Here is a 23,481-nt window from a genome sequence, read left to right as displayed (position 1 = left end):
GGACGTAGCCTGGAGCCATGATCTTTATTACCGCCAAGTTCCGGATCCTGCCCGAGCACGCCGACCGGTGGCCACAGATCGCCGCCGAGTTCACCGAGGCGACCCGGGCCGAGCCGGGCTGCCTGTGGTTCGACTGGTCCCGCAGCGTGGACGACCCGACCGAGTACGTCCTCGTCGAGGCCTTCCGCGACGACCAGGCCGGCGGGGCTCACGTGCAGTCCGCCCACTTCCGCGCGGCGCAGGAGACCCTGCCGCCGCACCTGGCCGAGACGCCGCGCATCGTGAATGCCACCGTCGCGCAGGAGGACTGGTCGCTGCTGGGCGAGATGGCCGTTCCCGAGGGCCGCTGACCGCTGCCGAGGCGTGACACCGATCCCGCTGGCGGTGTCTTTCGACCCGCCAGCGGGTGGTTCCCGACCCGTCGTCAGCGAAGCCGGCGGGCGGTGAACCGGGCTGGCGGGTCGGCGATCACGTCCTGGGCCGCGATCAGCTGGATCTCCCGGGTGCCGGCCGCGAGGGTCGCCTCCAGGACGGCGAAGACCGAGGCGATGGTGCGTTCCAGCGCGGTCGCGGGCGAGCCGGTCGTGCACAGATGCGCGAGGTACAACGCCGCGGTGACGTCGCCCCCGCCGTTCGGGTTGATCGGCAGCAGCGGTGTGGTCACCGCCCACGCGCCCTCGTCCGAGACGGCCACCACCTCCAGCGACTCCGGTGGCAGGTCGCCGTGCAGCACGCTGGTCACGAGGACGTGCCGGGGCCCGGTCGCGCGCACGTCGTCGACCGCGTCGAGCACCTCGGCCAGCGAGTTCGTCGTACGGCCGGCGAGGAAGTCGAGCTCGAAGTGGTTCGGCGTGATGATGTCCGCGCGCGGCACGACGGTGTCCCGCAGGTACTCCGGGATGCCCGGCCGGACGAACATCCCGCGACCTGCGTCGCCCATCACCGGGTCGCAGCAGTACACCGCGGCCGGGTTGGTCGCCTTGACCTTCTCCACCGCATCGAGGATCACGGCGCCCATGGCCGGGTCGCCCTGGTAGCCGGACAGCACCGCGTCGGCGCTGCCGAGGACCCCACGGTCGGCGATACCTTCGATCACCTCAGCCACGTCGGCCGCCGCCAGCATCGGCCCGCGCCACGCGCCGTACCCGGTGTGGTTGGAAAAGTGCACCGTCAGGACCGGCCAGACCTCGTGACCGAGCCGCTGCAGGGGAAAGGCTGCCGCCGAGTTGCCAACGTGACCGTAGGCGACCGACGACTGGATGGACAGGATCTTCACCGGCTCATCATGGCCGTTGCGGCAGGCACCGCACACGCGGCCCGCCGAATCTGTCGGGTGGCCCACTCGGCGCTCACCCGTCGGTGGGGCACGAGCAGGCGGCCCGGACATCGTCGTCCGGGCCGCCCGAGTGGTCGTACGGTCAGCCGCCGAGGCTCGCCGCGGCCGAAGCGATCGACGAGGCGAAGTAGCTCACCTGGGTGTAGACGCCCGGGTAGTTGGGTCGGGCGCAGCCGTTGCCCCAGCTGACGATGCCGACCTGGATCCAGGCGTTGGCGGCGTCGCGGCGGAACATCGGGCCACCCGAGTCACCCTGGCAGGTGTCCGTGCCGCCGCTGGCGTAACCGGCGCAGATCTCCTGGGCGGCGATGATGTCGCCGCCGTAGTAGGAGTTGCAGGTGGAGTCGCTGACGAACGGGACGGTCGCCTTGAGCAGGTACCGCTGCTGGCCGCCGCCCTCGCGCGCGGCACCCCAGCCGGCGACGGTGAAGGTGCCGCTGTCGTACGCGGTGGTGGTGGCGATCTTCAGCGTGCTCAGCCCGGTGACGGGGGTGGCCAGCCGGATCAGCGCCCAGTCCCGGCCGCTGCCGTTGTAGCCGGGGGCCCGGTAGACGTAGTTCGACCGGACGGTGATTCGGCTGGACGACTGGAGGTCGACGGTCCCGAGCGTCGCGGTGATGCTGGTGTTGGTGCCGGTGGCGCCCACGCAGTGCGCGGCGGTGAGCACCAGCCGCGAGCTGTACAGGGCGCCGCCGCAGCCCATCGAGAGCCGCACCATGAACGGGAACTCGCCCTGGGCGGCGCGGGTGCCGCCGACGACGTTCGGCGTCACGGGGTTGTCGGCCGCGGCGGCCGGCGCGGCGAGAGTGAGGCTGGCTGCGGTCACCGCGGCCAACGCGGTGGCCAGGAGGCCAGTGAGGGTACGCCAGCGAACCATGCATTCCTCCGCATCAGGATGGCACGCCTCGTGAGCGCACCTCATTCGAGATAGCGATCATCATATTGAGAAGCATGGATGTTGCGGGTCATCCTCTCTGGGTCGTACCACCGGCACTATGGATCTCGAACGGTTGACAGGACGTCCGGCGCGGCTCTATAACGTTGTACATCTGGTGACGGATGTCTATACGTTTGCCGCTGCTGGCGCGTGAAATCCACCGACATCCGTCGATGACGCCCACCCCCGTCACCTGACCCCCGATGCCCACCGCCAACGCGCTTCGGGCCCGGCTGCACCGCCCGCGGCGACTCGCCCCCCGGAGACGGCATGACACGACAGGTCCGCATCCGCCCCGCCCTGCCCCTGCTGCTCATCCTCACCCTGGTCGCCACCCTGTTCGCCGCACCCAGCGGACCGGCACAGGCCGCCCCGCCCAAGACACCGCCACTGACCACCCCGTGGACCAGTCAGGCGTTGGTCGGCACCCCACTACCGGAGTACCCGCGACCGCAGATGACCAGGCCGGACTGGCTCAATCTCAACGGCGAGTGGCAGCTCCGCCAGTCGGCCACCGACGACGCCCCGCAGTTCGGCACCGACCTGCCCGAGCGGGTCAACGTGCCCTTCCCGGTGGAGAGCGCCCTGTCCGGCATCCAGCGGGCCGCCAACGACAACCGCAACTACCTGTTCTACCGGCGCACCGTCACCATCCCCACGAACTGGTCGGGTCGGCGGACCCTACTGCACTTCGGCGCCGTCGACTGGCAGAGCACCGTCTGGGTCAACGGCGTCCGGGTCGGTGCGCACACCGGTGGCTACGACGCGTTCACCTTCGATGTGACACCCCAGCTCACCGCCGGGACCAACGAGATCGTCGTCAAGGTCTGGGACCCCACCGACACACGGCAGAACGGCAGCCTGCCCGCCATCGGCAAGCAGACCAAGACACCTGGCGGGATCTTCTACACCCCCAGCTCGGGCATCTGGCAGACGGTGTGGTTGGAGCCGGTGCCCACCGCCTCCATCAGCAGCGTGGACGTCTACCCGAACCTCGCCACCAACACCCTGCGGGTCCGCGTCTTCACCCGGGGCGACGTGAGCGGCCACAGCGTGCTCGCCGAGGCGCTGAACGGAAGCACCGTGGTCGGTACGTCCACCGGCGGCTTCACCGACTTCAGTGTGCCGGTGCCCAACGCGCGCCGCTGGTCACCCGACGACCCGTTCCTCTACAACCTGCGGGTCAGCCTGCGTAACGCCGGAAACGCCACTGTGGACCGGACCCTGCACTACTTCGGCATGCGGGAGATCACCACCGGCCTGGTGAACGGCGTGCTGCGTCCGAAGCTCAACGGCCAGTTCGTGTTCCAGGTCGGCACCCTCGACCAGGGCTTCTGGCCGGACGGGCTCTACACCGCGCCGACCGACGCCGCCCTCGCCTTCGACCTGCAGAAGCACAAGGACCTGGGCTTCAACATGGTGCGCAAGCACATCAAGGTCGAACCGCAGCGCTGGTTCTACCACGCGGACCGGCTCGGCCTGCTGGTCTGGCAGGACATCCCGTCGCTGACCGCGCAGGACATCAACCCGACCGACGCCCAGCAGGCGCAGTTCGAGGCTGAGGCACGCGAGATCGTCGACGAACACCGCAGCTCCCCCGCCGTGGTCGCCTACACACCGTACAACGAGGGTTGGGGCGAGCGGTCCCTCGCCGACACGCGACGGGTCGCACAGAACATCAAGAACCAGGACACGACCCGTTTGGTCAACCCCCACAGCGGCCACAACTGCTGCCAGTCCCTCGGCAACCCCGGCAACGGTGACATCGACGACTGGCACGTCTACCTCGGGCCGGACTCCCCCGCACCGTCGGGCAGCCGGATCGCGGTGCTCGGTGAATTCGGCGGTCTGGGCCTGCACACCCCGGGCCATGAGCACAGCCCGAACGGCCAGTTCTTCGCCTACGAGTGGCAGGCCAGCTCGACCGCGCTCACCGACCGGTACGTGGGACTGGTGCAGGGCAGCCAGAACCTGATGCTCGGCAAGGGGCTCAGCGCCTCGGTCTACACCGAGATCACCGACCTGGAGGGTGAGCTGAACGGCTTCCTCACCTACGACCGGCAGGTGATCAAGATGGATCAGGCGCGGGTACGCGCCGCCAACACCGCCCTCATCAACGCCTCGAAGGCCATCGGCAGCGCCGCGCCCGTCGCCCTGCCGGTCAACACCCGACGATCGTTGCAGGTGACCACGCCCGGCTACACGAACCGCTACCTGCGCCATCAGGACGGCCTGGCCTACACCGAGGTGATCGCCGCGGCGAGTCCCAGCCTGTTGAAGGCCGACGCCACGTACACCGTCCGGGCCGGCCTGGCCGGTACCGGCTGCTACTCGTTCGAGTCGGTCAACTTCCCCGGGCAGTACCTGCGCCACCAGAACTCCCGGGTGCGCAACTCGCCGGACGACGGCTCGGCGCTGACGCGCGCCGACGCCACCTGGTGCGCACGTGTCGGACTGACCGGCTCAGGTGTGTCGCTGGAGTCGTACAACTTCCGGGGTAAGTACCTGCGGCACTACAACTCGGAGGTCTGGCTCAGCAACGGCACGGGTGGCGACGCGTACAACACGCCGGCGTTGTGGGCCGCCGACAGCACCTGGACCATCGCCGCACCGTGGGCGCCCTGATCGAAAAGAGGCCCCGCGACAGGGTCGTCGCCGCCATCTGACGACCGCGGGGGTTCCGGCCAGGCCGGTACCCCCGCGGTCAGCGGGCGCGACGCAGGCGTCCGCGCATGGGGAGCTGCGATCCGGACGGCCGCGTACGGGCCGCTCAGAGGGTCGTCTCGTTGGGCAGGCCGAAGAAGTCGTGCCACTTGGCGCCGCCGAGGAAGCCGGTGCCGGTGGAGAGACCGACGTAGACGTCGTTGAGGCTGCCCTTGGTGAAGGCGATGATGTCGTCCCTGCCGTCGCCGTTGACGTCACCGAGGTAGGGGAACTCTCCGGCCAGGCAGAAGAAGTCGTTCCACTTCACCGTGGTCCCGGCGAAGCCCGTCCCGGTGGAGACAACCGCGTAGACGTCGGCGTCGGCGTTGCAGGTGAACGTCACGATGTCGTCGCGGCCGTCGCCGTTGACGTCCCCGACGCGCGGCAACTCGGCGCCGACGGCGAACAGGTCGTGCCACTTCTGCGGCGCACCGAACCCACTGCCACTGGACAACGCGACGATCACATCCGCGGCACTCGCCGGGCCCTGAGTGAAAGTGATCAGGTCGTCACGACCGTCCCCGTCGACGTCCCCGAGCGCCGGATACTCCCCGGCGATCGAGAAGTACTCGTGCCACTTCAGCGCCGTACCGGCGAACGACGACCCGGTGGACAACGCCACGTACACATCCCCCGCGCCGTCGTGAGTGAAAGCGACGACGTCGTCGCGGCCATCACCATTGACATCCCCCACCGCGGCCACCTCGGCGTTCGGCGCGAACCAGTCATGCCACTTCGTGGCGCCCCCGAACGACGACCCGGTCGACAGCGCCACGTACACGTCAGCGAGCGAACCGTGAGTGAACGCCACGACATCGTCACGCCCGTCACCATTGAAGTCCCCGGACAGCAACGTCTCCCCGGTCAGACCGAAGAAGTCATTCCACTTCACGGACGTCCCAGCGAACGAGGATCCGGTGGACGCCGACACGTACACGTCGTTGAGACTGCCCTGCGTGAACGTGACCACGTCATCCCGACCGTCACCGGTGAAGTCCGTCGGTGAACCCGCCAGGTACCGGCCTCCCGAACCACCGGCGTCGACCAGGGAGAGGTAGTAGTTCCAGTTCCAGTTCGGGCCGGGATCGGTGTGGTCGTTGCCGGGCATCTCGTTGTGCCCCTTGATCGCCGTGCGGTTCTTCGGCAGCCCGTACTTGTCGCAGAGGTAGCGGGTCAGCGCGGCTGACGACCGGTACATGGCGTCGGTGAACCAGGCCGGGTTGTCCACGAACCCCTCGTGCTCGATACCGAGGGCGTACGGATTGGCCGAGCGCGCATGGTAGGCCGTGTCGCCCTCGCGCACCATCTGGGTGATCTCACCGTTGCTCGACTTCACGACATAGTGCGCGCTCACCCCCGACGACGGGTTCTGGAACCAGCTCACCGTGCCCGCGTACGACCCCTGGGTCACGTGCACCACCACTGTGGTGATCCGCGACGATCGGCCCGCCTGATAGTTACCGCCGTTGGCGGGAACCCAACGCGCCGGGCCGTACTCCGGCACCGCCGCGGCGGCGAGGTGCGGATCGGCGGCGCCCGCAGGGGCGATCCCCGCGTAGCGGCCGAGTTCGGGTCGGACCGCTTGCGGCGCGACCTGCACCGGGCCAGCCTTGATGCCGGCCCGTAGAAGGTCGTAGACGTGGTCTGCGTAGAGGCGGGCCGTCGCGTCGTTGACGGCGGCGCTGTACCGCGCCACGGCCGGGTACCAGGCGGAGAGCCGGTCCCGCGCACCGGCCGTCAGTCCTTCGCCGTCGGCCAGCTCGCGGAGCACCGCGGCACCGCCCCGGACGTTGACGGAGGTGACCGAACGCAGCCGGTGGACCGGCTCGCCGGTGAGCGTCGCCGCTCGTTCGAGGCTGTGCTGCGTGGGGTTGCTGACGAGATGCATGACCCCGTAACCGTTGGCCTGGCTGGGCAGGCCGCCGTGCGCCTCCAGCCGCGACTCACCGTAGGCGACCGCGACCAGCAGGTCCCGTGGTACGTCGAACTCGTCGGCGGCCCGGTCGAAGGCGGACGCGAGTGGACCGAGGGCAGCGGGTTGGGAGGCGGTCGCCGGCGCGGACGCCACCTGACCGGCGAGTGCCGCCGCCAGGAGGACGGCGCAGGCGTACCGCGAGAGCCTGGTCAGTCGCATGGAGGTCTCCAGTTCGTCGGTCACAGCGTCGTCTCTCCGTTGAGGCCGAAGAAGTCGTGCCACTTGGCGCCGCCGAGGAAGCCGGTGCCGGTGGAGAGACCGACGTGGACGTCGTTGAGGCTGCCCTTGGTGAAGGCGATGATGTCGTCCCTGCCGTCGCCGTTGTAGTCACCGAGGTAGGGGAACTCGCCGGCCAGGCAGAAGAAGTCGTTCCACTTCACCGTGGTCCCGGCGAAGCCCGTCCCGGTGGAGACAGCCGCGTAGACGTCGGCGTCGGCGTTACAGGTGAACGTCACGATGTCGTCGCGACCGTCACCGTTGACATCCCCGACGCGCGGCAACTCGGCACCGACGGCGAACAGGTCGTGCCACTTCTGCGGCGCACCGAACCCACTGCCACTGGACAACGCGACGATCACATCCGCGGCACTCGCCGGGCCCTGAGTGAACGTGATCAGGTCGTCACGACCGTCCCCGTTGATGTCACCGAGAGCGGGAAACTCGCCGAACGGGCTGAAGTACTCGTGCCACTTGAGGCCGGGCCCGAACGAGGTGCCGGTGGAGAGCGCGACGTACACGTCCCCGGCTCCGTCGTGGGTGAACGCCACGATGTCGTCGCGGCCGTCGCCGTCGACGTCGCCGACCGCGCCTATCTCCGCGCCCGGCGCGAACCAGTCGTGCCACTTCCCGCCGCCAGCGAAGGAGGTACCGGCGGAGAGGGCGACGTACACGTCGCCGGTGTTGCTGTGGGCGAAGGTGACGATGTCGTCCCTGCCATCGCCGTTGACGTCACCGGTCGAGGCGGTCTCGCCGCCGATGGAGAAGAAGTCATTCCACTTCACGGAGGTGCCGGCGAAGGAACTACCGGTGGAGGCGCCCACGTAGACGTCGGCGAGAGTGTTCTGGGTGAAGGCGACGATGTCGTCGCGGCCGTCACCGGTGACGTCGGTGCGGGAACCGCCGGCGATGGCGTGGGTACGGGCCGCCTCGTTGAGCTGGCTTCGGGCGACGGCGGCCGCCTGGTCGTACCGGTCGGGAAAGCCGGATCTCTGGACACACTGCGCGACCTGACCCGCGCTGTACCCGGGGTTGTTGCGGTCGCAGACGATCGCCCTGGTCACGTACTGGGTGCTGGCGTAGACCGCGTCCATGATCTGCTCCGGGGTGCCCCAGCCGTAGTCCCATCGCTGTTGGAACACCCCGAGCGACGACTTGTCACCGCACGGCAGGTTGTTCATGTGCGACTCGACCCAGCCCGCCTCGAAGGCGGACAGAGCCACCTTGTCGTTGGCGTTGTAGGCGCGCGCGACCCGATAGACCACCAGGGTCACGGCGGGGTCCCGGTTGGCGGGGATCGAGGGGCAGGCCAGGGTGCCGATCGGCTCGGCGTGGGCCGGCGCCGCGGCGGCCGTCGCCACGACCACGCCGAGGGCGACCAGCAGGGCTGGCAGAGTACGTCTCACGGTGCTCCTCGCGAGGTCGGGGAATCAGCTGGGTGACGTCGCGTACCTGTCCTCCGGCGCCGATGTCGAGTGCCGAGTGTGCCATCACGACGATGACCAATGTCAATGGATGGTGAAGATTTCCTTCGCCATGCGGGCAGAAGAGGGAAGGTATTGACATTGACCACCGACGCAGCTTTACTCGCCGGTAACCGACGTCCAGCCGTCCGGGAGGACGATCATGGCCATGCCTCGCCGCTCGTTCATCAAGCGTGTCGCCGCGGTAGGTGCGGCCAGCGCCCTCGGTGCCGCCGGCGCCCTGACCACGGCCGGCCCCGCCCAGGCGGCGACGTGGAAGAAGCGGCTGACCGGCGCGGACCTCGACACCAACGCCCGCTGGCGGGTCGCCGGCACCGACCTGGGCATCCCCTACGTGCTGGAGAACGGGTCGATCGGCTACCTCTTCGGTGACACCTTCGACACACCCTGGCCGGAGGGCCCACCCCTGCCGAACGACTGGCGGTCACCGGTCATGTTGCGCTCCGCCATCCACCCGGGGGCGCCGGGCGGAGTGGTCTTCGACAGCGCGGCACGGGTCGCGGGCAACGGTCGCGCTCCGGAAGTGCTGCACAACGGCCATTACGGCATCGGCATCGACGGTCTTCCCGAGGTGACCGTCATCCCCAACGACGGCATCAGCTTCCCCGAGACCGGCCGGCAGGTCATCTCGTACATGAGCATCGAGAACTGGAACTCGGCCGGCCCGGCGGGACCCCACTGGAAGTCCCGCTACGCGGGGCTGGCCTACTCCGACAACGGCAACGACTTTGTGCGCACGCCCCTGAAGTGGTGGAACAGCACGGACAACAGAGACCCGTTCCAGATGTGGACCATGCAGCGCGCCGGTGACCACGTCTACGTCTTCTCCGTACGAGCAGGACGCCAGAGCGGCCCGATGATGCTGCGTCGCGTCCGATGGGACCGCCTCTTCTACCCGGAATCCTACGAGGGCTGGGGCTGGGACGGCACGAACTGGGGCTGGGGACGGCCCTGCACACCCATCCTCACCGGCCGCTTCGGCGAGCCGTCCGTACGCCGCCTGGCTGACGGCACCTGGGTGATGTCCTACCTGAACTGCCAGACCGGTTGCCTGGTCACCCGGACCGCTGCTGGACCGGACCAGGTGTGGACGGCAGAGAAGATCCAGGTCACGAGCTGGCAGGAGCCCGCCCTCTACGGTGGGTTCATCCATCCCTGGTCGAGCCGCGACGCCAACGACCTGCACCTGATGGTCTCGAAGTGGACCCGCACCCCCGACGGCCGCAGCACGGCCTACCACGTCAGCCAGTTCGTCGGCTCGGTGTGACCGACCGACCGTCACCTGCCGTAGCGGGTGTCGTTTCCCGGTCATGAGGGAAGTGCCCCAACTGGACCGAGCCAGAGCAAGCACCGGCTCGCAACTTGCATCCGGCCTGGAATTGCCCATCCATGCAACGCGCAAATAGCCGCCCATCAATTAGATGCCGGTCAATCTTGACTTGCACGGTCATTCAGCGGAACGTAAAGAGACAAAGGCAGATGCGCGACATCGTCGGCTTGGCCGACGTGGTTCGCCAAATAGTCGCCCTGCCGGTTTCGCGCCGCGTGCATCAGGAGGCGTTCCATGCGGTTGAATCCGTTCACCGGGGCTTATCTCAACGATCCGGCGACGTTGTGGCGACGCATTCTCGGCGAACCTGACGGGGTGCACTACGCAGAAGATCTGGGCGTGTGGTTGATCAGCGGACACGCGGACGTCCGGCGCGCTCTCGGCGATACCGCGACGTTCGCCAACGCCCTCACCCTCGCGCCGGTCTACGAGGTCTGCCCGGAGGCGATGAGCGTGATCACGCAGATCGACGCGCCGCCGACGACGGCCGCCGCGGACCCCCCGGTGCACCCCCGCACGCGTCGGGCGGTACGGGCAATCTTCGCGAACACCGCCGACCGGGTCGAGGCCGAGTACGGCGCGATCGTTCGGCGCCGGGTCGACCAGCTGGTGTCCCGGCTCGTCGTCCGTCAGGGCGACGAGGTCGACCTGATCCCGGAGTTCGCCACCGAGCTTCCCCTGCTGGTGGTCCTCGACATCCTCGGGGTGCCGGACACCGACATCGGGCGGATCCGGAGCTGGGCGGACGGGCAGATCGCCCTCATCTGGGGGCAGCCGGACCCGGCCGAGCAGGTGCGTCTGGCGCAGGGTCTGCTGGAGTTCTGGCACTACTGCGAGGAGATTGTCCGCCAGCGGGTGGAGAGCGGCCCGCAGGGCGACGACTTCATCAGCCGCGCCCTGATCTACCGCGACGACGACGACGCGGTGCTGACGGTGCCCGAGGTGGCGAGCCTGGCCTTCAATCTCCTGGTCGCCGGTCACGAAACGACCGCCGGGCTGCTCGCCCACGCCCTCGACCAGGCACTGTCCACCCCGCAGCGATGGTCGGCGATGGCGGCGGATCCGGGGCTCGTCCCCGCTTTCGTCACCGAGACGCTCCGGTTCGCGCCCGCCATCGACGGCTGGCTCCGGGTGACGTGCCGAGAGGTCACGCTGGGAAAGGTCACCATTCCGGCGGGAGCGCGGTGCCTGCTGTTGATCGGGGCGGCCAACCGGGATCCGGCGGTCTTCGCCCATCCGGACCGGTTCGATCCGCACCGGTCGGACGCCGGGGATCACCTGTCGTTCGGCCACGGTCCACATTTCTGTATTGGGGCGGGACTGGCGCGACTTGAGGCCGGCACTGCTCTCACCCGACTGGCCGAGGCCATTCCCGGCCTACGACTGACGCCCGGTCACCGTCGCTCATACAAACCCAATGTCGCGTTTCGCGCGCATCACGGGTTGAACGCGATAATCGACGTCGTGGCACCCACTTCCGTCCCGGCGACACGAGAGGCGGCCAGCGCCGAGGCGTACATCGGCGGACAGTGAGCGCGCACCGGGCGGCCCCATCACGCATCCGAACGCGGGGTGCGGGCGGACGGCGTACCCCTGCTCCCACCCGCCACGACGCGACGCCCGCACCGGGTCCGGCACACACCTTTTGCGCTTTGCCGAGCAATCCATGTCGGTCAACGTCTTCACACCCATCACGTCCAGGGTTAAGAATTGCCCTCTACGAATGCCCCGGCGCAGCGACACGTTTGATCTGTCCGCTGCCGATTCCCCGTTGCCACGAAGGTGAGCGCATGGAGCACACATCGCCGTCGAGCTCCGCTCAACCCGCGGCCAGCGAGCGGTTCCGGTGGGAACTGCGCAACTGCCGCCTTCGACGGGGCCTGACCCAGCGGGCGCTGGCGGATCTGGTGCGGTTCAGCCGGGAGACGGTCGCGGCGGTGGAGTCGGGTCGCCGGTTCGGCAGTCACGAGTTCGCGGTGCGCTGCGACGACGTACTCGACACCGACGGCCTGCTGGCAGCGCTGTGGCCGCAGGTCGCCGCCGAGCAGTTGGCGGCCGACGGCCGCCGCGGTCCACGTTCCTTCGAACCGGCACGGTCGGACCGGCCGGTCCCACGTCAACGCGGTCGCCGGGACGCCAGCGACCCGGGTGCCGTGGTGGACGCCATCGACGAGTTGCGCGAGCTGATCGGTCAGGTCCTCAACGGCCAATCCGAGACGGACGACCCCGAGCGCGACACACCGGCCGGGCACCGCAGCGACCAACACTGACCTCGCGATCGGGTGACGCCGCGCGCTGTCACCGTTCGCTGACGCTGGGTACAGATGCTGGTACGGGCAGTTTGTACCACGCTCAGGTCTGGCCTATGAGCGCGGCTTCCGGCCGAATGGGACTTGCATTTGGCAATGTGCGGATAGACCGTCATCGACGAGTCGTGGGAGTCAATCTTGGCGTCGAGCACGAGGTCCCACGCGGCCCGACCCTACCCGACCCGCCGACGCGGTTGGAAGATTGCCGGTCGGATGCGCCTCATCGTCGCGGCGCCGCTCGTCGCCGTGATCGGCTTCGCCGGCCTCGCGCTGACCGAGAGCGCACGCCAGACAACCCGCGCCAACGACCTGGAGGTCCTGGCCCGGGTCGGCGCCGAGGCCGGTGACCTGGCCTATCGCCTGCAACGCGAGCGCATCGCGGCGGCCGACCTGCTCACCTATCCCGCAGCGCAGCAGCAGGACGCCTTCGGCACGGAAATGGCCGCCACCGACGAGGCCGCCGCCCGCTACCGCCGGCAACGGGATCTGCTGGCCGCCGACACCGGGGCCAACCAGCCCCTGCTGCGCCGCATCGACGAGGCCCTCGACGGCCTGGCTCCGCTACGCACCCAGGTACGTACGGCAGCGCACGCCTCGGTCTCGGCGATGACCTTCAGTTACCGCATCGCGATCGCCGACCTGATCAACTTCCGGGAGAACGTCTCGCACGGCGTGGTCAACGCCCAGCTCGCCGACGGGATCCGCGCCTCGGCGGCGCTGTCGAAGACGGCGGAGGCGATCGGCCAGCAGCAGGTCGCCGTGTTGCGCGCGGTCGCGGCGGGCGAACTCACCCCCGCCATGCAGCAGGACATCAACGCCGCCCGGACCAGCTACACCGAGTCGAGCCTCTCGTTCCTGGCACTGGCTCCGCCCGACTGGAGCATCTGGTGGGAGCAGGCGGGCACCGGCAAGGAAGCGCTCACCCTGCAACGAATGCAGGACGAGGTGTCCCGGGCCCAACCGGGGTCACAGCTGCAACTGGAGACCCCAGCCTGGGTGTCCACCACACAGACGCGCGCCGCACGCCTGGCCGACCTGCGAGGGCGGGTCGACGTCGCGGTTCTCGACGACGTCCGGGCCGCGCATGCCGACCAGCGCCGCCGGGCAGTGGCCGAGGCGGCCGGCGTCCTCCTGGCACTGCTCCTGACCGCGCTGGTGACCTGGGCCGTCGCCAGGCAGATCACCCGGCGGCTACGCCGCCTGCGGGATGCCGCCAACGCCGTGGCGTTCGAACAACTCCCCGCCGTGGTGGCCCAACTCCAGCAGCCGGGCAGCGCCGCGGTCGACCCGCACCAGCTGGCCCGCCAACAGTCCACCGACGCCCTCGAACCGTCCAGCGACGACGAGATCGGCGAGCTGGGCCAAGCGTTCAGCGCCGTGCACCAGGCCGCCGTGCGGACCGCCGCCGAGCAGGCCGTCATGCGCGCCAACACCGCCGACATCTTCATCCACCTCAGCCGCCGCGAACAGCGACTCGTCGACGCCGTCCTGGCCCAGGTCGATCTGGTCGAGCGGGACGAGACCGACCCCGACCGGCTGCACCAGCTCTACACGCTGGACAACCTGGCGACCCGGATGGGCCGGATCAACGCCAGTCTGCTGGTGCTCGGCGGCGTCGGCGTCGGTCGCGTACGCCAACGCGACGTGCCGCTGCAACAGGTGCTCCAGGCGGCGCTGTCCCAGATCGAGCACTACGCGCGGGTCCGACTCGGCATGATCGACGGGGACGTCGCCGTGGCGGCCAAAACCGTCGACGAGGTCGTGCACCTGCTCGCCGAACTCATGGACAACGCGACGACGTACTCGTCACCGGACAGCGAGACGTGGGTGAGCGGCCGGAGCCTCGGTGACCGCGTCATCGTGCAGATCAGCGACGAGGGCGTGGGGTTGTCCCCGCAGCGAATGCAGCAGCTCAACGAACTGCTGGCCCGACCACCCGCCATCGACGTGGCCGCCGTGCGGGCGATGGGGCTGGTCGTCGTGGGTCAGCTCGCGGCACGGCTGGGCGCCACCGTCCAACTGCGACGCGGTCCCCGCCGCGGCACCCTCGCCGAGGCGACGCTGCCCGCGGCGATCATCCGGTCGATGCCACCGGAGGAGTTCCTGCTCGCACCCGGCCGACTGTCACGGCGGGCGGCGCGCAGGGCCAGCCCTCCGCCGCCGTACCAGCCACGCCCCGAGCCCACCGCCGGGCGGCCCCCGGCCGGGCGGCTCCTGCCGGCGGCGCCGGTGTTCCGACCAGCTCCCGCTCCCCCACCCCAGGACCAGGGTGACGCGCCCACCGAGGAGTTACTCATCTTCGAACAGGTCAACCACTGGTTCCAGACGGATGCCGTCGACGGCCACGACGCCCCGGAGTGGTCCAGCCCCGCGGACGATGCCTGGCGCACGGCCGCCCAGGCGACCGCCCCCGAGGTCGCCACGACCACCACGGCCGGCCTGCCCAAACGGCAACCGCAGCGGCATCTCGTGCCCGGCGGCGTGACCGTGCCCGAGCAGCGGCAACGCTCCGAGTACCGCGACCCGGCCCAGGTGGCGACGGCGATGGCCGCGTACGCGCGGGGTGTGGCGAACCGACGGCGCACCCCGATCAACCTCGCCAACAAATGACGCGACAGGAGAGCACGTGAGCGACCAACAGGATCTTGGCTGGCTGCTGGACAGCTTCGCCGCGCGCGCGAGCGAGGTCAGCCATGCGATCGCCATCTCCAGCGACGGCCTGATGGTGGCCGCCACCCGCGACCTGCCGCCGGACCGGGCCGACCAACTGGCCGCGACGGGCAGCGGGCTGGTCAGCCTGCTGCGCGGGGCGGCGGCCTTCTTCGACGCCGGCGCGGTGATCTCCAACGTCACGCAACTCGAGGGCGGGTTCATGTTCTCGATGGCCTTCAACGACGGCGCCTCGCTGCTGGTGCTCGCCGCACCCGAGTGTGACGTCGGCAAGGTCTCCTACGAGATGACCGAGTTGGCCAACCGCATCGGGGACGCCCTGACCCCCGCAGCCCGAGCGGCACTCGCCCGCAGCCGTTGACAACCCCGGCGCCCCCACGCCGGAGACCCTTCCTTCCCCTGGAGAAGACGAGATGCCTCACACCACCCCTTGGCGCAGCCGTGCCCTCGGCGCCACACTGCTCGCGGTCGTGCTGACCGTCGGCACCGCCTGCGGCGATGACGGGTCGGGCCCGAGCGCCAGCGGTTCGATAAAGATCGGCCTGCTCGCGTCGCTGTCCGGGACGTACCAGGCCGTCGGCACGGAGATCCGCGACGGCTTCCAGCTCTACCTGGACACCCACGACGGCAAGCTCGGCGGTCGAAAGGTCGACCTCGTCATCGCGGACGAGGGCAACGGTGCCCAGACCGCGGTCCCGGCGGCGACCAAACTGCTCAAGCAGGACCGGGTGGCCGCGCTGACCGGCATCGTCGGTGGTGGCTCGGTCGCCGGAGTCACTCCCCTGCTCAACGAGACCAAGGTGCCGCTCGTCGGTTCCAACGGCCGACCCGAGCTGAAGGACGTCTCCCGGGTCTGGCACACCTCGTACCTCTCCGACGAGCCGGGGGAGGCGATCGCCCAGCACGTCCGCGACAACGTGCAGGGCTCCGTGTACGCGATCGGCCCGGACTACCAGGGCGGCTGGGACGAGCTGCGTGGTTTCACCGACACGTTCGGGAAGATCGGCGGGAAGCTCGCGAACGCCGACGGCAAGACGACCTTCACCCCGTTCCCGGCCACCACGAATTTCACCCCGTACTTCGCCCGCATCAAGGCCTCGGGCGCGGCGGCCGTCTACACCTTCTACGCCGGCAGCGCCGCCGTCGACTTCGTGAAGCAGTACGCGCAGTCCGAGATCAAGGACGTTCCGCTGTACGCGGCCGGTTTCCTCACCGAGGGCGGAGTGCTCAACGCGCAGGGCGAGGCCGCCCGGGACATCTACTCGGTGCTCAACTACTCGCCCGACCTGGACAACGCGGAGAACCGCGCCTTCGTCGCGGCCTGGAAGGCCAAGCACGACGGTTCACCGACGACGTACGCACTCGCCTCGTACGACGCGGCCGCGGTGCTGGACCGGGCGATCGGCGCCGCCGGGAACGACCCGACTCCGGAGGCCATCAACACGGCCATCGGCCAGCTCGGCCAGATTGCCAGCCCGCGCGGCACCTGGCAGTTCTCCACCACCACGCACTCACCCGTGCAGAAGTGGTACCTGCGGCAGGTCCGCCAGGACGGCCGGGCGCTGTCCAACACCGTCGTGGGTGACCTCGCGACCGTCGGCCGATGATGGCGGTGGCGGCCGGCACGAACCGGATCGACCCGTACCTGATCCCGGCGCTGGACGGGGTCGCCTACGGGCTGCTCGTGTTCGTCGCCGCGTCGGGCCTGGTCTTCTGTTTCGGCGTCGCCAACATCCTCAACCTGGCGCACGGCACGCTCTACGCGATCGGTGGGTACACTGCCGCGGCGCTGCTCGACGGCGGCTGGGCGAGCCTGGCGTTGGCGCTGGCGGTCGGTGTGCTGGCGGCCGCCGCGGCGGGCGTGCTGCTGGCCGGCCTGCTCGCCCCGGTCGCCACCGGTAACCACCTGACCCAGGCGCTGCTGACGTTCGGGGTGGCGCTGGCCGGCGGCAGCCTCCTCGTTGCCGGCTTCGGGCCAGACGATCCGCGGGTCCAGGTGCCCGCCGCCCTGGAGGGGTCGGTGGTGGTCGCCGGCCACCGCTACGCCGCGTACCGGTTGGTCTTCATCGTCGTCGCCGCGGTGATCGCCGCAGCGCTCTACCTCGTGATGCGGCGGACCAGGGCCGGGATGCTGGTGCGGGCGGCTGTCGACGACGCGGAGATGGTCGCCTGCCTGGGCGTGAGTCCCGCGCGGATCCGAGCCGGTGTGCTCGCCGCCGCCGGCGCGCTGGCCGGCGCGGCCGGGGTCCTGGGCGCGCCCATCATCGGCCCCGGCACGGACACCGCCGACACCGTGCTGTTGTTGTCCCTGGTGGTCGTGGTCCTCGGAGGTCTCGGATCCATGGCGGGCACTCTGCTGGCCGCGCTCGCGATCGGCGAGATCCAGACGCTGGGAGTAGCGCTGCTGCCGTCCGCCGCGCCTTTCCTGCTGTTCGCCGCCATGGCCGCCGTGCTGGCCGTGCGGGCGCGTGGTCTCGCCAGCAGATGGAGGGCGACATGAGAGACGAGGTGATCCGGCGGGCACGAGGCGCTGTCGCGGCGCTCGTCCTGGCCGGTCTGGTCGTGGCGCCCTGGGTGGTCGACGACTACACGACGGCGATCCTCGCCCGGACGCTGGCGCTGGCCCTGGTCGGGGTGAGCGTGGCTCTGCTCACCGGCGTCGCCGGCATGCCCACCCTCGGCCAGACCGCACCGTACGCGGCGGGCGCCTACGCCTGTGTCGTGGTCGGCGGCCGGATCTCCGACGTCGGCGTCGTGCAGCTCGCCGTCGCGGCGGGCGCCGGGGCGGTGCTGGCCGCGCTCACCGTGCCGCTCGTCGTTCACGCCCGAGGAGTGATCGTCCTGATGATCACCCTGGCCATCGGTGAACTCGTCGTGACCATCCTCGGTCGTTGGCGGTCGGTGACCGGTGGCACGGACGGGTTGGCCGGCATGCCCGCGGTCCGCCCATTCTGGGGCCTCCCGGCCCTGGCCAGCGATCAGGCGCGTTACATGTACACCCTGGCCGTCGTGGCCACGCTGGTCGGCGCGGTGCTGTTACTGCTGCGTACCCGTGCCGGGCTGCTGCTGCGTGCCGGCCGGGACGACGAGGCACGGCTGCGGGCCAGCGGGCACCGCGTGGCGCTGCACGTGTCCGGCGCGCACATCGCCGCCGGGGCGATAGCCGGCGGTGCCGGCTCGCTGCTGGTCGTCGCCCAGCAGTACATCTCCCCCGCCGACTTCGGCTTCGACACGTCCGCGCTGCTGTTGCTCGGTGTCGTCATCGGTGGCACCGCCTCGATCGGCGGCGCCCTGGTGGGCGCTGCACTCGTCATCGCTGTTCGGGACTGGTTGTTCGGGGTGCTGCCCGGGCACGCGCCGCTGGTGCTGGGCGCGCTGTTCGTGGCGACGGTCTACCTGCTGCCCACCGGCGTCAACCAGGCACGGGTGCGGCTGCGCCCGTCGAGCGCCGCGCCGGGCCACCCGCAGTCGCCGCCCGCCCGTGACCACGCGGCGGTACCGGAGCTACGCGCATGAACCCCCTGCTCAGCGCCGAGGAGGTCCGCGTGCGCTACGGCTCGCTCACCGCACTCGCCGGCGTCGACCTGTCCATCCACGACGGTCAGCGGCACGCCCTGATCGGTCCCAACGGAGCCGGAAAGACGACCCTTCTCAACGTGATCGGTGGCGCCACGAAGCCGCAGCGCGGCACGGTGCGCTTCGACGGACGGGACATCAACCGGCTCGGCCCGGCGGCACGGGCTCGCCGAGGCATCAACCGGATACACCAACGACCAGCGGTCTTTGCGACGCTCACCGCGACCGAGAACGTCGTGGTGGCCGCGCTGCCACGGGTCGTTCCGCAACGTCGGTGGTGGCCGGGTGGCCGTCGCCGCACCGCGCAACACCGGGCGGGCCCGCTGCTGGAGCGGATGGGCCTCGCCGACGTCGCGGCGGTGCCCGCCGGGCACCTCGCACACGGGCAACGACGCCAGTTGGAGATCGCGATGGCCCTTGCCGGCAGCCCCCGGCTGCTGCTACTCGACGAACCTGCGGCGGGACTGTCCGCCGCCGAGGTCGGCCGGCTGGTCAACCTGCTCCGGGCGCTGCCCAGGGCGATCGCCATGCTGCTGGTCGAACATCGACTGGACCTGGTGTACGCCCTCTCCGACACGGTCACCGTGCTCCGTGACGGCCAGACATTGGCCGCCGGTACGCCAGACGAGATCCGTACCTCGCCGCTGGTGCGGCAGGCCTACGCCGACGGGGTGGCCTGATGCTGTGTGTGGAACGCCTGTGCGCCGGCTACGGCGGGGGGATCGTGCTGCACGAGGTCAGCTTCCGGGTGCAGCCCGGCAACATCCAGGCCGTGGTGGGCCGCAACGGGGCCGGCAAGAGCACCCTCGTACACACCATCGCCGGGCTGGTACGTGCCAGCAGTGGTCGCATCGAGATCGGCGGCGTGCACGTGGCTGGCCGGCAACCGCACCGGATCGCCCAGTCCGGGGTCGGTCTCGTTCCGCAGGGCCGGAGGGTCTTCTCCCGCCTGACCGTGGCCGAACACCTGGTCCTGGCAGCCGCACCCTGGCGGGCCGCGACCGCCGGTGGCGAGGGCTGGACGGTGACCCGGATCCTCGAACTGCTGCCGAGGCTGGCCGAGCGGCTGCGCCACCGTGGCTGCGAGCTCTCCGGCGGCGAGCAGCAGATGCTGGCGATCGCCCGTGCTCTCCTCGGCCAGCCGCGGGTGCTGCTGCTCGACGAACCGTGTGAGGGCCTCGCGCCCGACCTGGCGGCGCGGGTCCGGGGGCTCATCAGCGCCCTCGCCGCCGACGGCTTGACCGTGCTGCTCGTGGAGCAGCAACTCCAGCACGCGATCGAGATCGCGGACCGGGTGGCGGTGCTGGAGTACGGCCGGCTCGTCTACGACCGACCGACCGGCGAGGCCCGCGTCGATCCGGCCCCACTGGCGGCGATGTTGAGCGTCGCCGCCGTCCCGCCGCCCCCGGCCAGCCGACCAACCCCTCGGCTCTGGGCCGACACCCCGTAGTCACCCGAACCCCCTCGGAGAGGTGGACACCGATGGCAACCGCTACGAGCGACGGCACGTACACGTTCGACAACGGCGCACCCGACGCCGTTGCACAGATGCACGCGCTGGAGTCCTTCCTGGATCCCATCACGACGCGTCGCCTGGCCCACCCGGTGCTGCGGCCAGGGGCCACCTGCTGGGAGGTCGGGGCGGGCGGCGGCTCGATCGCCCGGCAGATCGCCCGCGCGATCGGCGACGCTGGTCACGTGCTGGCCACGGACATCGACCCCGCGCACCTGGTGGCGAAGGGCAACCTGCACGTACGCCGGCACGACGTGCGCACCGAACCGCCACCCGGAGACGCGTTCGACCTGATCCACGCCCGGCTGGTGCTGCTGCACCTCCCCGAACGACGGCGGGTGCTCCGCACGCTCACCGGCGCGCTGGCCCCCGGCGGGTGGCTGGTGGTCGAGGAGTTCGACTGCACCGCGCCGCAGCGGGTGCTGACCGCACCGAACGACGACGCCGCGAAGCTCTTCGCGCAGGTGATGGACGCCATGATGGGTGTCCTGCAGGAACACGGAGCCGACCTGGGATGGGCGCAGGACGTGCACACCGAGATGACCCTCGCCGGTCTGACCGAGGTGGACACCATCACCCATTCGCAGAGTTGGGCCGGTGGTTCGACCGGGGCGTCGCTCTACGAGACGAACTCCCGGCAGTTGGAGCCGGACCTGCTCGCCGCGGGGCTGTCGCCCGACCAACTGCACGCCTTCCGGCGGCTGGTCCGTGACCCCGGCTTCGCCGTCATGTCGTACCACCTCGTCTCCACGCGGGGCCGCCTACCGAGCTGAGAGCAGGTAGACCGCCGTGTGGAGAGCGGTCGCGCCGCCCGTACCTCCTCCGACGCAGCACGCCCCCCGCTGAGCCGGACAGCTCTGCGACGGCGTCGACCGCACCGGCCGGGCTCCCCGCCAGGGAGCCCGGCCGATCCGTGCTTGGGTCAGTGGTGGCGGCCCTCCACCACCCGGTAGGTGCGCAGGTTCGGGTCCGCCTTGATCTGCGCCTCGGTGTACTTGATCGTGTCCCAGCCCTTGCCGGAGAAGAGCGCGGTCTGGTCGCCGTACCAGGGTGAGTTCGGGTTGGTCGACTGGGAGTAGGTGAGGATCTGGCGCCCTGCGGGCCCACGCGGGCCCAACTCGACGGCCATCACGAACGACGAACCGTGGACCACCTTCGGATAGCCGACGCCGGGCACCCGGTTGTTGACGATCATGTTGAAGATTCCGGCCTCGGCGCGCCCGCCGTGGATCGGGATGCGCCGGTCACCGCGCGGCTCGGTCTGAACGTCGCCGAGACGTGCGTCCAGCGGGATGCCGGCGAGGCGCTGCACGGCGTCGGCGAGCGCGGTACGCACACCAGGGTTGGCGGTGTCGAGCCGGCGCGGCGTGTGCACCGGATCGCTGGCGGCGAAGGGCTCCGCGAAACGCAGCCCGTTGGCCAGGGTGAACTCGGTGAACAGGTGTGCGCCGCGACTGTCCAGGTCGACGTGCAGGTCCCAGCTTGCCAGTGCCGCGCAGGCAGCGCGCAGATCCACCGTGGCGCCGTTCGAGGCGGTGCCGGTCGGTTGGGCGGTGCAGAGCGCCACCAGGTCGTCGCGGACCAGTTCACCGCCGTACACCCGGTTACCGAAGACGGTCCGCCACAGCCGGTCGGCGGTGAACCCGCGGCCGGGCAGCCCGTCGGTGCCGGCGAGGCGCTGCTGCACCTGGTCGAGGCCGAGGCGGGTACGCAAGCTGCGAGGGGTGCGTTCGTCGCCGAGAATCCGCGCGTAGCCCTCCAGCGGAGCCTGGGGGTTGGCCAGCCAGTAACTGTCGTTGGAGTTGGTGACGTAGTCGGCGCGGAAGCGCACCGGCAGGTTCGCCGGGCCGAGGATGCCGGGCACGGCGGCGTCCGCGTCGGCGCCGAGCGCGCAGGCCGAGCGGGAGCCATCCAGGACGGCCTGACCGCTGCTGGCATAGAGCGGCTGGAACGGCGCCGGGATGCAGGCGGCGGCGAGGGCGTCGGTCACCCGGGGCACCACGGAGTGGTCGGCGTAGAGCGCCTCGCCGCGGGCATCGGCGGCGATCACGTTGACCCAGGGCAGGAACTGGTATCGGTCGAGCACCCGCTTCAGGTCGCGGACCGTCTCGGCACGGCCCATCTGCAGCCAACCGTCGAACGCCCGGTTGTTGGTGGCGTTGACGTCGGTGATGGCGTACGCCGTGTCGGCGCTCCAGTCGAACGTGCCGGGCACCACCACGACCGGCCCGAAATGGGTGTCATGGAAGGTCCGACTGACCGGCACCGTGCCGCCGTTCCGGTCGGGCACCTGGACGGTGACCGTGCGGGTGGTCATCTTTCGTGGTCGACCGTCCACGTAGTAGGAGGTGGGGTCGCCGGCGACCAGTGCGAGGCGGTGCCAGACGAACCGGCGAGCGGTGGAGACGGTGTGGCTCCAGGCGAGGGTGCCGTTGTGCCCGATCTCGATGATCGGGTCGCCGATCAGGGCAGCGCCCTCGACGTCGTATCGGCCGGGCACCTTGAGGTGCATCCGGTAGAAGCGTTCCGCGCCGTCCCACGGGAAGTGCGGGTTGGCCAGGACCATGCCGCCCCGGTTGGCGGTCGCCGCCTCGCCGATCCCGTACGCGTTGCTGCCCACTCCGGCGGGGGCGCCGTCGCTGGCGGCGAGCACGGCGGCCGCGCCGGGCGCGTCCTGGACGGCGGCCGGGCCGGTGGCGGTGGGCGGCGCGGCGGCGACGATCCCGTCGAGCACGGCACGCGAGCTGGCCCGGACCATGCTGGCCCAGGTGGTGCGCCAGATGTCCAGCTCGGTCAGCGGGCGCACCCACGGCTTGGCCCGGCACGCCGGGTCGGTGAGCCGCGACGCGCCGGTGCGGCGCAGGTAGGAGTTATAGCCGACGACGAAGCCACGGATCTGGTCGCGGACGTCGTCGGACGGCGAGTGCACGCCGTCGCGGCGGCCGTCGAGCAGCCGCTCCACCGACCGGTCGTCGATGGCCTTGCGGAAGAACAGGTCGCTGCGCACGTTCGCGTCGGTCGGGCCGGTCGCACCGAAGTAGCGGGAGCGCTCGCCGTTGACCGTCACCACCTTCTCGGCGATGACGCACAGGTTGTCCTCCGCCTGTACGTACCCGACTCCGAAGCCGAGGTTGGCGTAGCTCGTGGCGGTGATGTGCGGGACGCCGTACGACGCACGGCGGATCTCGGCGGAGTAGCCCCGGTCGCGCTGGTGCGCGCCGGCCGGGGGGCCGTTCAGGCCCACCAGGATCAAGCCCAGGACGACCGCCGCCGCGCCGAGACGTGTTGATGCTGTCACCGCGTCCTCCCCCCGTCGCCCCCGGGCGCCGCTGCCCGAGAGACATTCACGTTGGTCGGCATTCTCGTCGCTCTCGGGTCTCCCCGTACACCCCTCACCGCCGACCACTGCGGCCAGCGGCGGTTCGCCGCGAG

The 23,481-nt window shown here is 70.3% G+C and carries 18 protein-coding genes; 13 read left to right on the top strand and 5 right to left on the bottom strand.

The window, feature by feature from the left end:
* Nucleotides 1–17 precede the first annotated feature (17 nt).
* Complete coding sequence (locus JOD64_RS28890) at nt 18–350, top strand: putative quinol monooxygenase (protein ID WP_204945147.1); 333 nt, start codon at nt 18–20, stop codon at nt 348–350.
* Between the two features lie 74 nt (nt 351–424).
* Here the strand turns inward: JOD64_RS28890 and pdxY are convergent, their stop codons facing one another.
* Nucleotides 425–1,276 carry a pyridoxal kinase PdxY gene (gene pdxY, locus JOD64_RS28885; protein WP_204945146.1) on the bottom strand — a complete coding sequence of 284 codons (852 nt, stop codon included), beginning with the start codon at nt 1,274–1,276 and terminating at the stop codon, nt 425–427.
* Between the two features lie 142 nt (nt 1,277–1,418).
* Nucleotides 1,419–2,213, bottom strand: coding sequence for a S1 family peptidase (locus JOD64_RS28880; RefSeq protein WP_204945145.1), 795 nt, complete (start codon nt 2,211–2,213; stop codon nt 1,419–1,421).
* A 330-nt stretch (nt 2,214–2,543) separates the two neighbouring features.
* Here JOD64_RS28880 and JOD64_RS28875 point away from each other — a divergent pair, with 330 nt between their 5' ends.
* Nucleotides 2,544–4,898, top strand: a complete 2,355-nt coding sequence (locus JOD64_RS28875) for an AbfB domain-containing protein (protein ID WP_204945144.1) — start codon at nt 2,544–2,546, stop codon at nt 4,896–4,898.
* Between the two features lie 145 nt (nt 4,899–5,043).
* On the opposite strand, the gene JOD64_RS28870 is transcribed toward JOD64_RS28875, so the two are convergent.
* Together JOD64_RS28870 and JOD64_RS28865 are read right to left on the bottom strand one after the other, a co-directional pair.
* Nucleotides 5,044–7,134 carry an N-acetylmuramoyl-L-alanine amidase gene (locus JOD64_RS28870; protein WP_307813768.1) on the bottom strand — a complete coding sequence of 697 codons (2,091 nt, stop codon included), beginning with the start codon at nt 7,132–7,134 and terminating at the stop codon, nt 5,044–5,046.
* The gene (locus JOD64_RS28865) at nt 7,131–8,573 is read right to left on the bottom strand and encodes an FG-GAP repeat domain-containing protein (protein ID WP_204945143.1); all 1,443 of its coding nucleotides are present in this window, start codon (nt 8,571–8,573) and stop codon (nt 7,131–7,133) included. Before JOD64_RS28865 ends, JOD64_RS28870 begins: the two co-directional genes overlap by 4 nt.
* 220 nt (nt 8,574–8,793) lie before the next feature.
* On the opposite strand from JOD64_RS28865, the gene JOD64_RS28860 reads away from it, so the two are divergent.
* The 11 genes from JOD64_RS28860 to JOD64_RS28810 all read left to right on the top strand — a co-directional run bounded on the left by JOD64_RS28860 (nt 8,794) and on the right by JOD64_RS28810 (nt 20,822).
* Nucleotides 8,794–9,918: a glycoside hydrolase family 183 protein gene (locus JOD64_RS28860; RefSeq protein WP_204945142.1), complete on the top strand. Its 1,125-nt coding sequence runs from the start codon at nt 8,794–8,796 to the stop codon at nt 9,916–9,918.
* Between the two features lie 297 nt (nt 9,919–10,215).
* Nucleotides 10,216–11,514, top strand: a complete 1,299-nt coding sequence (locus JOD64_RS28855) for a cytochrome P450 (protein ID WP_204945141.1) — start codon at nt 10,216–10,218, stop codon at nt 11,512–11,514.
* Nucleotides 11,515–11,771: 257 nt separating this feature from the next.
* A complete protein-coding gene (locus JOD64_RS28850; protein WP_204945140.1) occupies nt 11,772–12,251 on the top strand; it encodes a helix-turn-helix transcriptional regulator in 480 nt (159 codons plus the stop codon).
* A 252-nt stretch (nt 12,252–12,503) separates the two neighbouring features.
* Complete coding sequence (locus JOD64_RS28845; protein WP_204945139.1) at nt 12,504–14,900, top strand: sensor histidine kinase; 2,397 nt, start codon at nt 12,504–12,506, stop codon at nt 14,898–14,900.
* Nucleotides 14,901–14,916: 16 nt separating this feature from the next.
* The gene (locus JOD64_RS28840) at nt 14,917–15,321 is read left to right on the top strand and encodes a roadblock/LC7 domain-containing protein (protein WP_184185936.1); all 405 of its coding nucleotides are present in this window, start codon (nt 14,917–14,919) and stop codon (nt 15,319–15,321) included.
* A gap of 52 nt (nt 15,322–15,373) precedes the next feature.
* Nucleotides 15,374–16,567, top strand: coding sequence for an ABC transporter substrate-binding protein (locus tag JOD64_RS28835; protein WP_204945138.1), 1,194 nt, complete (start codon nt 15,374–15,376; stop codon nt 16,565–16,567).
* Nucleotides 16,564–17,460 carry a branched-chain amino acid ABC transporter permease gene (locus tag JOD64_RS28830; protein WP_204945137.1) on the top strand — a complete coding sequence of 299 codons (897 nt, stop codon included), beginning with the start codon at nt 16,564–16,566 and terminating at the stop codon, nt 17,458–17,460. The genes JOD64_RS28835 and JOD64_RS28830 overlap by 4 nt, the downstream gene beginning before the upstream one ends.
* Nucleotides 17,457–18,476, top strand: a complete 1,020-nt coding sequence (locus tag JOD64_RS28825; RefSeq protein WP_204945136.1) for a branched-chain amino acid ABC transporter permease — start codon at nt 17,457–17,459, stop codon at nt 18,474–18,476. The genes JOD64_RS28830 and JOD64_RS28825 overlap by 4 nt, the downstream gene beginning before the upstream one ends.
* Nucleotides 18,473–19,216 carry an ABC transporter ATP-binding protein gene (locus JOD64_RS28820; protein ID WP_204945135.1) on the top strand — a complete coding sequence of 248 codons (744 nt, stop codon included), beginning with the start codon at nt 18,473–18,475 and terminating at the stop codon, nt 19,214–19,216. Before JOD64_RS28825 ends, JOD64_RS28820 begins: the two co-directional genes overlap by 4 nt.
* Nucleotides 19,216–19,986, top strand: coding sequence for an ABC transporter ATP-binding protein (locus JOD64_RS28815; RefSeq protein ID WP_204945134.1), 771 nt, complete (start codon nt 19,216–19,218; stop codon nt 19,984–19,986). The genes JOD64_RS28820 and JOD64_RS28815 overlap by 1 nt, the downstream gene beginning before the upstream one ends.
* A 32-nt stretch (nt 19,987–20,018) precedes the next feature.
* Complete coding sequence (locus JOD64_RS28810; RefSeq protein WP_204945133.1) at nt 20,019–20,822, top strand: methyltransferase; 804 nt, start codon at nt 20,019–20,021, stop codon at nt 20,820–20,822.
* 149 nt (nt 20,823–20,971) lie between these two features.
* Here JOD64_RS28810 and JOD64_RS28805 read toward each other — a convergent pair whose 3' ends face one another.
* Nucleotides 20,972–23,347 carry an acylase gene (locus JOD64_RS28805; RefSeq protein ID WP_307813765.1) on the bottom strand — a complete coding sequence of 792 codons (2,376 nt, stop codon included), beginning with the start codon at nt 23,345–23,347 and terminating at the stop codon, nt 20,972–20,974.
* Between the last annotated feature and the right edge of the window lie 134 nt (nt 23,348–23,481).

The sequence above is a fragment of the Micromonospora luteifusca genome, assembly GCF_016907275.1.
GTDB lineage: Bacteria > Actinomycetota > Actinomycetes > Mycobacteriales > Micromonosporaceae > Micromonospora > Micromonospora luteifusca.
Note: the sequence above shows the minus strand (reverse complement) of the source record. Positions and strands in the feature narration are given on the sequence as shown.

What these genes read in the sequence shown, in the direction of transcription:
- JOD64_RS28890 (WP_204945147.1), top strand. Translation starts at nt 18, where the DNA reads ATGATCTTTATTACCGCCAAGTTCCGGATCCTGCCCGAGCACGCCGAC.
- JOD64_RS28880 (WP_204945145.1), bottom strand. Translation starts at nt 2,213, where the DNA reads ATGGTTCGCTGGCGTACCCTCACTGGCCTCCTGGCCACCGCGTTGGCC.
- JOD64_RS28875 (WP_204945144.1), top strand. Translation starts at nt 2,544, where the DNA reads ATGACACGACAGGTCCGCATCCGCCCCGCCCTGCCCCTGCTGCTCATC.
- JOD64_RS28860 (WP_204945142.1), top strand. Translation starts at nt 8,794, where the DNA reads ATGGCCATGCCTCGCCGCTCGTTCATCAAGCGTGTCGCCGCGGTAGGT.
- JOD64_RS28855 (WP_204945141.1), top strand. Translation starts at nt 10,216, where the DNA reads ATGCGGTTGAATCCGTTCACCGGGGCTTATCTCAACGATCCGGCGACG.
- JOD64_RS28850 (WP_204945140.1), top strand. Translation starts at nt 11,772, where the DNA reads ATGGAGCACACATCGCCGTCGAGCTCCGCTCAACCCGCGGCCAGCGAG.
- JOD64_RS28845 (WP_204945139.1), top strand. Translation starts at nt 12,504, where the DNA reads ATGCGCCTCATCGTCGCGGCGCCGCTCGTCGCCGTGATCGGCTTCGCC.
- JOD64_RS28835 (WP_204945138.1), top strand. Translation starts at nt 15,374, where the DNA reads ATGCCTCACACCACCCCTTGGCGCAGCCGTGCCCTCGGCGCCACACTG.
- JOD64_RS28830 (WP_204945137.1), top strand. Translation starts at nt 16,564, where the DNA reads ATGATGGCGGTGGCGGCCGGCACGAACCGGATCGACCCGTACCTGATC.
- JOD64_RS28825 (WP_204945136.1), top strand. Translation starts at nt 17,457, where the DNA reads ATGAGAGACGAGGTGATCCGGCGGGCACGAGGCGCTGTCGCGGCGCTC.
- JOD64_RS28820 (WP_204945135.1), top strand. Translation starts at nt 18,473, where the DNA reads ATGAACCCCCTGCTCAGCGCCGAGGAGGTCCGCGTGCGCTACGGCTCG.
- JOD64_RS28815 (WP_204945134.1), top strand. Translation starts at nt 19,216, where the DNA reads ATGCTGTGTGTGGAACGCCTGTGCGCCGGCTACGGCGGGGGGATCGTG.
- JOD64_RS28810 (WP_204945133.1), top strand. Translation starts at nt 20,019, where the DNA reads ATGGCAACCGCTACGAGCGACGGCACGTACACGTTCGACAACGGCGCA.